At 65.0% G+C, this 13,122-nt stretch carries 14 protein-coding genes and 1 pseudogene; 5 read left to right on the top strand and 10 right to left on the bottom strand.

Annotated features, from left to right (window positions below; translation table 11 throughout):
* Positions 1–56 precede the first annotated feature (56 nt).
* On the bottom strand, positions 57–233 hold the full coding sequence (locus KG088_RS09205; RefSeq protein WP_213825226.1) for a hypothetical protein: 177 nt from the start codon (positions 231–233) through the stop codon (positions 57–59).
* Between the two features lie 311 nt (positions 234–544).
* Here KG088_RS09205 and KG088_RS09210 point away from each other — a divergent pair, with 311 nt between their 5' ends.
* The 4 genes from KG088_RS09210 (at position 545) to KG088_RS09225 (ending at position 3,135) form a co-directional block, all read left to right on the top strand.
* A complete protein-coding gene (locus KG088_RS09210; RefSeq protein WP_213825227.1) occupies positions 545–1,540 on the top strand; it encodes an LLM class flavin-dependent oxidoreductase in 996 nt (331 codons plus the stop codon).
* On the top strand, positions 1,537–2,247 hold the full coding sequence (locus tag KG088_RS09215; RefSeq protein ID WP_213825228.1) for an AzlC family ABC transporter permease: 711 nt from the start codon (positions 1,537–1,539) through the stop codon (positions 2,245–2,247). The genes KG088_RS09210 and KG088_RS09215 overlap by 4 nt, the downstream gene beginning before the upstream one ends.
* Positions 2,244–2,552 carry an AzlD family protein gene (locus KG088_RS09220; protein ID WP_213825229.1) on the top strand — a complete coding sequence of 103 codons (309 nt, stop codon included), beginning with the start codon at positions 2,244–2,246 and terminating at the stop codon, positions 2,550–2,552. Before KG088_RS09215 ends, KG088_RS09220 begins: the two co-directional genes overlap by 4 nt.
* Positions 2,553–2,685: 133 nt before the next feature.
* Positions 2,686–3,135 (top strand): hypothetical protein, encoded by a 450-nt coding sequence (locus KG088_RS09225; protein ID WP_213825230.1) that lies wholly within the window; start codon positions 2,686–2,688, stop codon positions 3,133–3,135.
* A gap of 19 nt (positions 3,136–3,154) precedes the next feature.
* Here the strand turns inward: KG088_RS09225 and KG088_RS09230 are convergent, their stop codons facing one another.
* The 5 genes and pseudogenes from KG088_RS09230 to KG088_RS20045 form a co-directional block, all read right to left on the bottom strand.
* Complete coding sequence (locus KG088_RS09230) at positions 3,155–4,453, bottom strand: amidohydrolase (protein ID WP_213825231.1); 1,299 nt, start codon at positions 4,451–4,453, stop codon at positions 3,155–3,157.
* A gap of 18 nt (positions 4,454–4,471) precedes the next feature.
* Positions 4,472–5,932, bottom strand: a complete 1,461-nt coding sequence (locus tag KG088_RS09235) for a sodium:solute symporter family protein (RefSeq protein WP_213825232.1) — start codon at positions 5,930–5,932, stop codon at positions 4,472–4,474.
* Positions 5,925–6,137, bottom strand: a complete 213-nt coding sequence (locus KG088_RS09240; protein ID WP_213825233.1) for a hypothetical protein — start codon at positions 6,135–6,137, stop codon at positions 5,925–5,927. Before KG088_RS09240 ends, KG088_RS09235 begins: the two co-directional genes overlap by 8 nt.
* Before the next feature lie 168 nt (positions 6,138–6,305).
* Positions 6,306–7,370 carry a D-amino acid dehydrogenase gene (locus KG088_RS09245; RefSeq protein ID WP_406565600.1) on the bottom strand — a complete coding sequence of 355 codons (1,065 nt, stop codon included), beginning with the start codon at positions 7,368–7,370 and terminating at the stop codon, positions 6,306–6,308.
* Positions 7,306–7,563: pseudogene (locus KG088_RS20045) on the bottom strand (FAD-dependent oxidoreductase); the annotation flags it as partial. The pseudogene KG088_RS20045 and the gene KG088_RS09245, both read right to left, overlap by 65 nt.
* A gap of 124 nt (positions 7,564–7,687) precedes the next feature.
* Between KG088_RS20045 and KG088_RS09250 the strand changes: the two are divergent.
* Positions 7,688–8,578 carry a LysR family transcriptional regulator gene (locus KG088_RS09250; protein ID WP_213825234.1) on the top strand — a complete coding sequence of 297 codons (891 nt, stop codon included), beginning with the start codon at positions 7,688–7,690 and terminating at the stop codon, positions 8,576–8,578.
* 32 nt (positions 8,579–8,610) lie between these two features.
* Here KG088_RS09250 and KG088_RS09255 read toward each other — a convergent pair whose 3' ends face one another.
* The 4 genes from KG088_RS09255 to benC form a co-directional block, all read right to left on the bottom strand.
* Positions 8,611–9,822, bottom strand: a complete 1,212-nt coding sequence (locus KG088_RS09255) for a benzoate/H(+) symporter BenE family transporter (RefSeq protein ID WP_213825235.1) — start codon at positions 9,820–9,822, stop codon at positions 8,611–8,613.
* An 87-nt stretch (positions 9,823–9,909) separates the two neighbouring features.
* The gene (locus KG088_RS09260) at positions 9,910–11,163 is read right to left on the bottom strand and encodes a benzoate/H(+) symporter BenE family transporter (RefSeq protein WP_213825236.1); all 1,254 of its coding nucleotides are present in this window, start codon (positions 11,161–11,163) and stop codon (positions 9,910–9,912) included.
* Between the two features lie 98 nt (positions 11,164–11,261).
* Positions 11,262–12,056 (bottom strand): benzoate diol dehydrogenase BenD, encoded by a 795-nt coding sequence (gene benD / locus KG088_RS09265; RefSeq protein ID WP_213825237.1) that lies wholly within the window; start codon positions 12,054–12,056, stop codon positions 11,262–11,264.
* A complete protein-coding gene (gene benC, locus KG088_RS09270) occupies positions 12,053–13,111 on the bottom strand; it encodes a benzoate 1,2-dioxygenase electron transfer component BenC (RefSeq protein ID WP_213825238.1) in 1,059 nt (352 codons plus the stop codon). The genes benD and benC overlap by 4 nt, the downstream gene beginning before the upstream one ends.
* Between the last annotated feature and the right edge of the window lie 11 nt (positions 13,112–13,122).

The following is a 13,122-nucleotide window of genomic DNA, read 5'->3' on the forward strand; positions in this document are numbered from 1 at the left end:
CCTTCACCCGCGATTAACTGAATGCTGACGAGAGCATCGTCAAACGCGATGGCGCTTCACAGCAGTAAATGGAGCGCCAGGGCCACGGCGCCCACCAACATGGCCGTGATCACGGCGATATCGACCAAGCGATCCAGCCAGCGGTCAAAATTGGCTAGACCCCGGCGGCGTGCCGGACGACGGCGAGTGGCGCCGCGCCGCGGTTGGCCATGGGAGACGCTGACACGAGGCATTAGACAAGTCCGATTCATCCCTGTTTTGCTGGAGCTTACGGGGTCTTAGTATTACCTGGCCAGCATCTTCGTCAATCCCCTGCCTTGCGATCTTCGACAGCGGTGTTAATGATTGATGCGGCGATTGACGATGCTGGGGGCACGCCGTAGGCGTTCCTCCTCGCCGATCTGCTCGGCCTCGAAGGCATCGACCACCACAAGGTCCCGCCCTATCAGGTGCAAAGCAGCATTGCATTCCTGACCCAGCGCCCCGATGCTATAGATGATGAAAAGCCAAGCAGGCTAACAATCCTTCTCGACGGATATACCCTATGCCCCGACTCGCCGATACGCCACTCTCCGTGCTCGATCTGGCCCCGATTCGCCAGGGTGGCAGCGTAGCCGACACCTTCCATGAAAGCGTGTCTCTCGCCAGACTCACCGAGCGACTCGGCTTCACGCGTTTCTGGCTCGCCGAACACCACAGCATCGAAGGCATCGCCAGCGCCGCCACGGCCGTGCTGATCGGCCACGTCGCCGGTGCAACCGAACGTATTCGCGTCGGCAGCGGCGGCATCATGCTGCCCAACCACCCGCCGCTGGTGGTCGCCGAGCAGTTCGGCACTCTGGAAACCCTCTATCCGGGCCGCATCGATCTGGGTCTGGGCCGCGCGCCGGGTTCCGACGGCCATACCATGGCCGCCATGCGCCGCGACCCTTATGCCGGCGTCGACGACTTCCCCCAGCGTCTGGCCGAGCTGCAAGGCTTTCTCGAGGAAGCCAAACCGGGCCAGCGCGTCCGCGCCGTGCCCGGCCAGGGCACGCATGTGCCGCTGTGGCTGCTTGGCTCCAGTGACTTCAGCGCACGGCTGGCGGCGCGCGAGGGACTGCCCTTCGCCTTCGCGGCCCAGTTCGCCCCGGCGCAGTTGTTCGAGGCCCTGCAGCTCTACCGCAAGAACTTCCGACCCTCCGCGGTGCTCGACAAGCCGCACGCCATGGTCGGCCTGCCGGTGATCGCCGCCGAGAGTGACGCGCGCGCAGAGTTCCTGGCCTCCACCGCCCGGCAGAAGTTCCTCAACCTGATCCGCGGTGCCCGGACCCTGTCGCTGCCGCCGGTTGAACAGCTCGACTGGACACCCAGGGAGCGCGCCCAGGTCGAGCAATTCCTGGGCGCCGCGATCATCGGCGGCCCCGAGACCGTTCGCGACGGGCTCGAGCGCATTCTCGAGCAAACCGGTGCCGACGAGTTGATGCTCAACACCGATGTGTTCGCCGCCGCCGATCGGCTGTCGAGCTACGAGATCGTCGCCGACGTGTGGCGGTCATGACTCCCGAGCATGACTCGCGGCTGACCCTGGACCATCTCGTCAGCGGCTTTCGCCGCATGGCGCCGCTGTCGTTGTTCGTCATTGTCTTCGGCCTGGCCTTCGGGGTGGCGGCCCTGCAACAGGGGCTTTCCGGCCTGGAAACGATGATGATGAGCGGCCTGGTGTTCGCCGGGGCGGCCCAGTTCGCGACGCTGGAGCTGTGGGGGGAGACGGTCCCGTTGCTGCCGCTGGTGGCCATCACCCTGGCGATCAACGCCCGCCACCTGCTGATGGGCGCGGCCTTCTACCCCCACCTGCGCGAACTGCCCGTCGGCCGGCGCTATGCCAGCCTGATCCTGCTCACCGACGCCAACTGGGCGATGGCCATGACCGGCGGCTCCACGGCAGCGCGCCTGGGCATCCTGGTGGGAGGCGGCATCGCCCTGTGGTCTACCTGGATGATCGGCACCGGCCTGGGCGTGGTCTTCGGCAGCGGCATCAGCGAGCCGGAAAGCTTCGGGCTGGACGCCATCATGGGCTGCTTTCTGCTGGCCATGCTGGTAGGCGACAAGCGTGACCTGAGCGTGCTGCTGCCCTGGGGCGCCGCGGCCCTGGCGGCGCTGGCGGCGATGGCCTGGCTGCCGCCCCACGCCCATGTGATCGTGGGTGCCCTGGCGGGCGGCGTGGTGGGACTGCTGCTGCCGTCTCGACAGGAGGGCCGGGTATGATGCTGGACGCCACGCGCGGCGGTGTGATGCTGGCCATCGTGATCATGGCCCTGGCGACCTACCTGACCCGCGCCGGTGGGGTGTTCGTGATGTCGCGGGTGCCCATCGGGCCGCGGGTCGAGCGATTCATTAACGCTATGGCCGGCTCAGTGTTGGTGGCCGTAATCACCCCCATGGCCGTGAATGGCGACTGGGGCGCGCGAATGGCGCTGGTGGCCACGCTGGGGGTGATGCTGGTGCTGCGAAAGCCGCTGCCGGCCATCACCGCCGGGATCCTTACCGCCGCGCTGTGGCGTCTTTTCTAATTCTCGGCACCTGGCTTACAACGCTACGCCGCGTTACCCCGCCCGGAACGATTGTCGCCAGCCGTCCTCCAAAGGGCATAAAATAGGGGTAAGCGCGCTGTGCTCCCCTAACCGAAACGTCGAGGAGCCCACCATGCCTGATTCACCCAATTCAAACCGCGACCCTCGCCAGAATGCCGCCTGGCAGGCCGCCCAGCAATGGCGTGAACGTGCCCGCCAGACCCGCCCCACCGGCCTTGCCGGCAGTTTCAAGCTGTTGCTTACTTGGCTGCTGTTCGGCGCCATGATGATCATCGCCATGGTACTGGGGTTATTCCTGCTGCTGGTCGGCTGGGCCATGCTGCCCTTCCTGCGCCTCCGCATGAAAAAGCGCATGGAGCAGATGCGTGCCGACCAGGCCCAGGGCGTTGGCGGCGGCGTTCACTATCGCGAGACCCATTACCGGGAAACGCGAACCAATGGCGACGCCTATCGCGAACAGTCCTATCGCGAACAGTCCTACGGCGAGCAACAGGTGCTGGAAGGCGACTACGAGGTGAAGCCCGAGCAGGACACCTCCAAAAGGGATACCACCTCCCGATAGCGGCAAGTCCGATAGTCTCTCAGCCCAGGTAGGCCAACACACCGACCGCCATGGCCTCGATGCCAGTACGCAGCGTTACTGGGTTGCCCGGGAAGTAATACGGTGAATGGGGCATTTCCAGGTGGCGCATCTTCTCCGCCACGCTTCCCCCCGGCGTGGTCTGCCACCGCTCCGCGGGGGTCGCCCCGATGAACCAGTAGACGTAGGGGATATCCTCGCCACCGAAGCCCCCCGCCTCGGCATTGCCGAAGTAGGGAAAATCCTCGCTGCCGTTCAGACGCGGCATGTCATAAAGGCTTGTCTCACCGAAGTGCTCGCCATGGGCCCGACGAACGTGCGTTACCGCCGTGGCGTCGTTGTGCAGGGCGATGGTTTCGTTGAGCACGCGGAACTCCGGCGGCGTCGGGGCACGGCCGGCCTCGCACTCGGCACGCACGATGCGCTCGATGGACGCCACCACCTGGCGGTGAAGGGCGTCGTCGAAGCTGCGGATGTTGATCTCGAGCTCCGCGGAGTGGGGGATGATATTGGCCTGAGTGCCGGCGTGCAGCTTGCCGACGGTGACCACCACGGTCTCCTCCGGCGGCACCTCGCGGGAGACGATGGTCTGCAGGCGCGTGACCACATGGGCGGCGATCACTACCGGATCCACCGTCTGGGCGGGCATTGAGCCGTGACCACCGGCGCCGTGGATGGTGACAGCCAGGTTGGTGCAGGCGGCCATGGCGCTACCGGCACGATGCCCGACGGTGCCGGCCTGGGCCGGCATGTTGTGCTGGCCGAGGATGATATCCGGCCGAGCGAAGCGCTCGAAGAGGCCATCTTCCAGCATCGCCCTGGCACCACCGAAGATCTCCTCGGCCGGCTGACAGATCAGCATCAGGGTGCCGGACCACTGATCCTTGAGCCCGGCCATCACGGCGGCGGCTCCCACCACGCAGCTGCTGTGCAGGTCATGACCGCAGGCATGCATCAGCGGTACCGTGCCGCTCTCGGTCTCCGCGGTACGCGTGCTGGCGTAGTCGAGCCCGGTGTCCTCCTTTATCGGCAGGGCGTCCATGTCACCACGCAGCATGACCGTGGGGCCCTCGCCGTTGTGCAGCAGGGCCACCACGCCGGTGCCGCCCACGCCGCGGGCCACCTCATAGCCCAGCGCTTCCAGCGCCTCGGCGAGTCGGGCACTGGTCTCGTGCTCTTGGAAGGGCAACTCGGGATACTGGTGGAGCTGGCGGTAGAGCGCCTGGACTGTCTCGAAGGCCGCGCCTGTCTGGGCACCTATCGCCTCTTTGAGGTCGATGCGTTGGGGGTGAATCGTCATGAAAGTCTCCCGAATCGATCAAGAAGGTTGGCTGGCCAGGGATGGGTCATGGGAGGCCGGCTTGCTAAAGTGCTGGCTGATGGCAACGACGATAAGGTTGAGCAGGATCGCCCAGACACCGGCATGCCAGCCCAGCGGTGAACTCCAGACGAAGTCCATCAGCAGGTAGGCCAAGCTGCCTACCAGGGCACCGAGCATCACGCTGGCACGCCGCAGGCGCGGGAAGAACAGTGCGCCGATCACCATGGGGAACAGCTGGACGAGCAGGCCATAGGCCCCGAGCAGCAGCATGACCAGCGAGGCGGGGTTGATCAGCGCGAAAAGATAGGCGATCAGCGACAGCCCGAGCACGCTCCAGCGGGTGGCGGACACCGCGGCTTTCTCGCTGGCCCCCTTCATCACCGTGGGTCCGAAGACGTCACGCACCAGCACGACGGCCGCGGTGTGGGCCAGGTTGGCCCCGGTGGACATGGCGGCCGCCAGCGCGCCGGAGAGCATCAGGCCGATGACCCAGGGCGAGAAGTTGGCCACATCCATCACCATCTTGAGCAACACGGTATCGGGACGCGCCAGGGGCTCATCGGCGAACACCAGGATACCGGCGAAGCCAATGAACAGCAGCGGCACCAGCAGATAGGCGTAGAGCGGGTAGAAGACGCTGACCTTGCGCAGGGACTTGCCGCTATCGGCGGAGTAGAACTTCATGAACAGGTGCGGCCACATGGCGCCGCCGAAGGCGCTGACCAGCACGGCGGTACTGAAGTAGCCCCAGCTCATGTTGTTGGCGCCGGGCATGGTGAGGTACTCGGGGGCGGTCTGCTGGATCTGGGTGAACATCTCGCCGACGCCGCCATAGAGGCGCTCGGGAATGGTGAGACCGAGGAACCAGGCGATGGCGATCATCATGATTCCCTGCATCAGGTTGGTCCAGCCGATGCCGCTCAGGCCGCTGGCGAACACATAGGCGGCCACGACCAGAAAGGCCAGCAGGGCACCGAGCCAGAAGGGCACCAGGCCATCGGTGGCGGCCTGGAACAGCAGGCCGGCCCCGGCGATCTGGATGGTCAGGTAGGGCACCAGCGCCAGCACGCCGATGACCCCGGCCAGGATACCCAGCGGCTTGCTCTGGTAGTGGTCGGCGATCATGTCGCCCTGGGTAAGATAACCGCGCTCGCGTCCCAGCTTGGCCACCCGCGGGCCCAGGGCCCAGATGGTGATCGGCACCAGCGATAGATAGGCAAGGATATAGAAACCCGGCGAGCCATGCTGATAGGCCCAGCCCGGTGCGCCGAGGAAGGCGAAGGCGGAGAAGATCTCTGCGCCGAGGATGAAGAACAGGATCACCACACCGACATGGCGGCCGCCGGCGACATAGCCCTCCAGGCTGGAGCTTTCCTGGTTGCGCGCCCGCAGGCCGACCCATAGCACGGCGGCGAGATATGCCAGTGTGATGCCGACCACAATTAGTGAATCATTCATGGCGACCACCTCCATGACGAACGACGAAGGCGACCAACATGCCGGCGAAGAGCACCAGCATCCACAGGATGTACCAGAAGAACAGGAAGGGTAGGCCGAGCACCATTGGCTCGATGCGATTGGCGATCAGGGCGCCGGGCCAGATCATGGCCAGGGTGCACACCGTGAAGTGCAGCCCCGTGAGGAGGTGATAGGTCTTGTTCATGGGAGTCGTCCAGCTCGCACACGGCGAGACTTGTTGTGGGTTGTGCCTCGACTATGGCCCAGAACGAGAGATCGAAAAAATATGGTTTTTGAATGCCAGCCATATCACTTTGGCATGGATATACACAGGGAAGGATTCGCTTGGCGGATCGAAAGCCGACCGGCGGGCCTATCGGGACAGGGTCGTTGTCGCCCTTTTCGCGTCACCTTCCATCCGGGCATCCATCACCGCATCGGCTACCATCTCCGCGGTGATCGCCGACAGGGTCCAGCCGAGGTGGCCGTGGCCGGTGTTATAGAACACGCTAGGCAGCCGACCCTGCCCCACTCGGGGCATCATGTCGGGTAGCATGGGACGCAGCCCCGCCCAGGGCACGACGCGCCGTGTGCCGACGCCCGGGAAGCAGTGCTCCACCCAATCGATCAGCGGGCGAATGCGAGCCTCGCGGATGTCCCGGTTGAAGCCGGCGAACTCGGCGGTACCGGCGATCCGAAAGCGATCCTCGCCCAACCGGCTGGTGACCAGCTTGGCCTCGTCGTCGAGCAGGCTCACCCTGGGGGCCGCGGCTCGAGAGGCGTCCTCATCGAGGTTCACGGTGATCGAGTAGCCCTTGACCGGATAGACGTTGACCCGGTCGCCAAGCCGGGCCGCCAGGCCACGACTGCCGACACCGGCACAGACCACCAGGCCATCGAAGGCTTCGCGTATCGTTTGCTCGCCATCGTGAGCCCTGACCCAGGCGCCGTTAGTGTCGGCTCCGACGTCGCAGACCCGGTGGCCGTAGCGGGCTGTCGCGCCTTGCCGCTCGGTGGCAGCCGCGAGCCCCTGAGTGAACTTGTGAATGTCACCCATCGAGTCACTTTCCGTGAAGAAGCCTCCGTAATAGTCGCCGGCCAGGCTCGGCTCGATGGCGTGCATCTCCTCAGGGGTCACCGGACGGCGCTCAAGGCCGCCTGCCGCCAGCAGCCGGGAAACTCGCGTGGCGTGGTCGAAGGCGGCCTTGTCGCGATAGATGTGCAGGATGCCGCGTTCCCCGAGATCGAAATCGATGCCCTCCTCCCGGGCCCACCGGAAGAGATGGTCACGAGCGGCGATAGCCAGGCGGGCGGTCTCGGTGGTGTTGGCGGAATAGCGGGGAATGGCGGCGATGAACTCGGCGAACCAGCTCAGCTTGTGCCAAGAGGGCCTGGGATTCACCAGCAGCGGGGCATCGGGCCGCAGCAGCCAGCGCAGGCCCTTGAGTACCGTCGGCCAGTGATTCCAGACCTCGGCATTGGATGCCGAAAGCTGGCCCGTTAGCGAAGGAGGTCTCCATGGCCGCATAGAGGTGCCTTTCGTAGAGGGTGACGTCCAGGCCACGCTTGGTCAGCGCATAGGCGGTGGTGACGCCGGTAATGCCACCCCCGATGACGGCGATACGTTGCATTGTTGTTCTCCAGATGTGTCTAGGAATGCATGTCGCGATAACCCTGTCACTATCGACACTTGGAAACCATAACGAAAATATCAATAATGAATGCCATCCATAGAACTCTGGTATCGCATGGCTTATGGAATTTCGCCAACTCAGCTACTTTGTCGCCGTGGTCGAAACCGGCTCCATCTCTGCGGCCAGCCGCCGGGTGCATATCGCCCAGCCCGCCCTGACCCGGCAGATCAGGCTGCTGGAGGAGGATTTCGAGACGCGGTTGTTCGACCGTCATGCCCGAGGCATGCGGCTAACGGTGGCGGGTCAAGCCCTCTACGAGGAGGCCTGCGAGCTGCTGGACAGGCGCACACAGCTCAAGGCACGCCTCGCGGCCCTCGGGCAAGGGGTCGTCGGCAAGGTGAGCCTGGGGGTGACGGTCACTCATCTCTGGGTCCCGCAGGTAGCGGGCTTGCTGGGCCGCTTCCGGGATCGCTACCCCCAGGTCGCCTTCGAGATATTCCCGTTGCTATCGGGGCCTCAACTGGAGCGACTGCAGGCGGGTCAACTGGATGCCGGCATCCTCTATCTTGACGATGAGACCCTGCCGGGCATCGCCACACGACTACTGCAACGCGACCACCTGATTCTGGCGGTACCGGAAGCCTCGACGTGGAGTACATCGGTCCCTAGCCGGCTCAACGAGCTACAGCAGGCCGACTTCGTGTGGGGCTTTCGTAGCGCCTCACCGGTCTATTACGACCGCGTGCTGGCGCACTTCCAGCGTCTCGACTTCCATCCCCGGGTGGTGCAGTACGGCGCCGACAACATCGCCATCCTGAGCATGGTAGCCGCGGGTCTGGGCATCGCCATCCTGCCCGCCGCCAGCAGCTGTCATCCGATGCCGGGGATTCGTTTCCTGCGCCTGCCGGAGCTGGATGCTTGCGACATGCCTCTGAGCTTTGCCTGGCGCCAGGACAACGCCTCGCCAGCGCTGCATAACCTGGTCGAGCTGGTCGATCAGATCGGCTTATGAAGGGCTGGCCTAATGTCGCCATCGGCGACTGATCAGGGCAACTTGCGAGTTGCCTCCCCTTCGTCGTGTCGTATCTTGGCACGCACCGGCCGGTGCAGGATGCCATAGGCCAATGCCCCGATGACCACTCCCCAGAAGGCCGATCCCAGCCCGAGAAAGCTCATCCCCGACGCCGTGGCGATGAAAGTGATGACCGAGGCTTCCAGGTGATCCCGATGCTGCACAAAAGCGCTGAGGTTGCTGGTGATCGCCCCGAGCAGCGCCAGCCCGGCGAGTATTGCCACGAACTCGCTGGGTAGCGACGTGAACAGCAGCACGATGGTGCCGGCGAAGGTGCCGCCGATCAGGTAGAAGACCCCATTGGCCACGCCGGCCACATAGCGCTTCTCCGAATCCGGATGCGCCTCCTTGCCGGTACAGATCGCTGCGGTAATTGCTGCTATCACTGTGGTGATGCCGCCGAAGAAGGCCGTCACCAGCGACACCAGGCTGGTCAGGGTGACGATAGGCCTGGCCGGAGTGTTGTAGCCCGAGGTGCGCATGATGGTCATGCCCGGCAGGAACTGGCCGGTCAAACTGACCAGGACCAGCGGAATGGCCAGGCTCAGCGTGGCATTCCAGCTCCACTCGGGGCGAATGAACTGAGGCTCGGCGAGCTTGATCGAGACCCCCTGCAGGCTGGCGCCTTCCAGCCACACGGCCAGGGCCACCCCCACCAACAGCAGCAGGACGAGGCAATAGCGCGGCGTCAACCGCTTGAAGATCAGGTAGGCCAGGATCATGCCGATGGCCAGTGAGGGTACGGCTTCCAGCGACACGAACACCCCGACGCCGAACTGGAAGAGAATCCCGGCCATCATCGCGCTGGCGATTCCCGGCGGGATCGTCTGGATGATTCGATCGAAGGAACCGCTCACCCCGATCACCAGTATCACCGCCGCCGCGGTCAGGTAGGCGCCCACCGCCTCGGCAAGCGCCAGGTCGGGGAACAGCGTCACCAGCAGCGCCGTGCCCGGCGCCGACCAGGCCGTGACCACGGGCACCTTCAGCCACAGGCTGAGCAGGATACCGGACACCGCCGCGCCCATGGAGATTGCCCACACCCAGGAGGTCATCATGGCGGTGGATATCTCGGCGCTCTGGGCCGCCTGGAAGAAGATCGCCAGCGGGCCCGAGTAGGAGACCAGCACCGCCACGAAGCCGGCGGTGATCGCGGGTAGCGAGGCATCCTTGAATAGCGACATGGTCAATGGCCTTGCGGGTTGTCGGTGAGAATGAAAAAAGCCTGGACCACCGAGGCAGCCGCAGGCCAAGCAGGGTCATGGCGCGCCTCAGCGAGCTGCAGGGTCGGCCTTGCGACGCTTGGGCATCTCGACGGAGAACTCGAAGTCCTTGAACTCGACAAGCATCGAAAGGCCGGCTCCCATCACCAGCGCCCAGAAGGAAGAACCGATACCGAAGATATGCACGCCCGAGACGGCAATCAGGAAGGAGAACATCGCCCCCACCTCATGCTTGCCGGAGAAGGTGATGTGCATCGCCGAGCCGATCACCCGCAACAGCGCCAACCCCGCGATGATGGCGATGAAGTAGCTGGGCATCGCCTCGATAAGGCTGAACACGAAGCCATAGAAGGGAGCGGCGACGATGAAGATGATACCAACGATGACGGCGGCCACCCAGCGCTTGTCGTGGCTACCGGCCTCAGGCCCCGAACAGATACCGGTCATCGGTGCCGCGATACAGGTGCTGTGCAGGTTGAAGAAGGCCGAGATCATGGTGCCGAAACCGCCCAGGGCGGTGATGGCGTTGGCCGGCGCCTCCTTGTAGCCCATCCCCTTCACCAGCCCTACCCCGGCGGGCGTTTCCATGCCCACCAGGATCAACGCCAGCGGCAGCCCATAGGCCAGGAAGGCCTCGAGCGTGAAGGCCGGCATGATGAATTCGGGCAGCCGGAACGAGAACTCCACGGTCGAGAAGTCGGCACCGGAGAGCGCCATGTAGCCGACCCCCACCAGCAGGGTAACGACGAGCGGCGGGACCCGGCGCAGGTAGCGCGCGGCGAAAAAGTAGGAGAGGATCATCACCGACGCGGGCAGGAGGGCGTTCTGCAGCGGCATCACCATGTTGGTGCCGAACTTGAGCAGCACGCCCGCCACCATGCCCATGACAATAGGCATCGGGATCAGTCGCATGACCAGGCTCATCCAGCCCGCCAAGCCGACGACCAGCGCGATGGCGCCTGCCATCAGCGTCGCGCCCAGGGCCTCGTTGAGCCCCACCACGGGTATGATCGCGGCGAACAGCAGCGCCCCGGGGATGGAGTTGGCCATCGGCAGCGGCAGCCGATAGTAGGCCGGCAGGAGGAGCCCGAACAGGCCGTTGATCATCAGGTAGCTGATTACCCACAGCAGGGTGAACTCCTGGGGAAGCCCGGCGGCGGTGCCGGCACTGATATGGATGATGCCCGCACTGAGGCCGAAGATGCCCGCCACCAGGCCGGCGCTCAGGTTGTCGGCGTTCAGGTCGCGAAGGAAGTCGCGTGGCGCCGACGCGAGGCCGACGCCCTTCTCGAGATGTTTCATGGTGTGCTCCAGGGATTTATTGTCGTTGCTGTTGTTCAGGTACCGAAGGGGGAATGGCAGCGCAGGGGTGACCTTCAAGGGCCGCTCCCGACTCGGGGCTAGCCCAGATCGCCACCCGCCACCGGCAGGATGGTGCCGGTGATGTAATTGGCGTCCTCGGAGGCCAGGAACAGGATCGGGCCGGCCTGCTCGTCCAGGGAGCCGTAGCGGCTCATGAAGCTGCTGTTCACCGTCTGGTCGATCAGGGTCTGGTACCAGGCCTTCTCCTGCTCGGTCTGCTCGGCGGCGTTGCGCGGCGTCTTGCGCGGCGGGGCCTCGGTGCCACCCGGTGCCGTGCCGTTGACACGAATGCCGTGCTCGCCGTACTCGTAGGCCAGCGCCACGGTCATGGCATTGACGCCGCCCTTGGCCGCCGCATAAGGCACCCGCATCAGCCCGCGCGTCGCCACCGAGGAGACGTTGACGATATTGCCCTTCGATGCCAGCAGGTGCGGCAGCGCCGCCCGGCAGCACCAGAGTGTCGGGAACAGCGAGCGACGCACCTCCTTCTCGATCTGCTCCGGGGTGTAGTGCTCGTAGGGCTGAGCCCAGATGGTCCCGCCAACGTTGTTGATCAGGATATCGAGGCGAGCGAAGTGCTCGACCGTGCGGGTCATTGCCTCCTCGGCCCCCTCCCAGGTCTCGAGGTCTGCTTGCAGGGCGATGACATCGACGCCCTGCTCGCGCAGTTCGGCCGCGACCTCCCGCACATGGTCGGCGCGATCCACCAGGGCCAGGCGTGCGCCTTCCCTGGCGGCACGCTCGGCGACCCGCTGGCCGATGCCCTGGGCGGCGCCGGTGATCAACATGACCCGGTCCTGGAAGCGCGCAGCGCTATTGGATGGCGTTGTCATGCGGCCTCCCCCGGTGCCTGGTTCGGCGTGAACTTCTCGTAGTGGAAGCTTTGCGGCACGATGCCTTCCTTGTCGAAGTGCTTGAGCACCGCGTCGATCATGGGGGGCGGCCCGCACAGGTAGACGTCGATATCCCCGTCGTGCATCACCTCGGCATCCATGTGGTGGGTCACGTAACCCTTGCGCGGATGCTCGCTTGCCTCGTCCACCACCACGGTGGAATAGCTGAAGCCGGGCAGCCGCTCGGCGAAGGCGTCCAGGGCATCCGTCTTGACCAGGTGGTCGTCCTTGTTGACGCCGTAGATCAGGTGAATCGGCTGGGCGCAGCCCGACTGAGCGCCGCCCTGCCCTTCCGCGTGTTTCTGGGCCAGCTGCTCGAGCATGGACAGGAACGGCGCAAGGCCCGTGCCACCGGCCAGCATCAGCACCGGACGCGTGATCTCGCGCAGGTAGAAACTGCCCAACGGCCCGGTCAGGGAGAGGCGATCGCCGGCCTTGGCCCGCTCGGTCAGGTAACCGCTCATCAATCCATTGGGGATGTTGCGGATCAGGAAGGTCGCGCGCCGCTCACCAGGCTTCGAGCTGAAGGAGTAGGAGCGGTGCGCCTCGCTGCCCGGCACGTCGATGTGGATGTACTGCCCGGGCAGGAAGGCCAGCTCGGCATCGTCGTCCAGGTCGATGGCCAGCTCGATGCTGTCCTCGGAGAGCGGCTCAACCACGGCCAGGGTCCCGGTGATCTTGCCGACCTGGGTCTTGCACAGGCTCGAGGCCACCGGCACCTGAATGACGCAGTCCGAAGACGGCACCATCTGGCAAGTGAGGACCTGGCCTTCCGCGGCCTCCTCGTCGGAGAGTGCCTCTTCCAGGTACTCGTCTCCCAGGTCGAAGTCACCCTGTTCGCAGTGGCCCTTGCAGGTGCCGCAGACACCGTCGGAGCAGTCCATCGGCAGATTGACTCGTTGCCGGTACGCGGCGTCGAGGACCGTCTCGCCGGCCTTGCAGCCGATGAAACGGGTGACGCCATCCTCGAAGTTGAGGGCAATGGTATAGCTCATGGTCGAATCTC

Source organism: Halomonas jincaotanensis, from assembly GCF_018448785.1.
Lineage (GTDB): Bacteria > Pseudomonadota > Gammaproteobacteria > Pseudomonadales > Halomonadaceae > Halomonas > Halomonas jincaotanensis.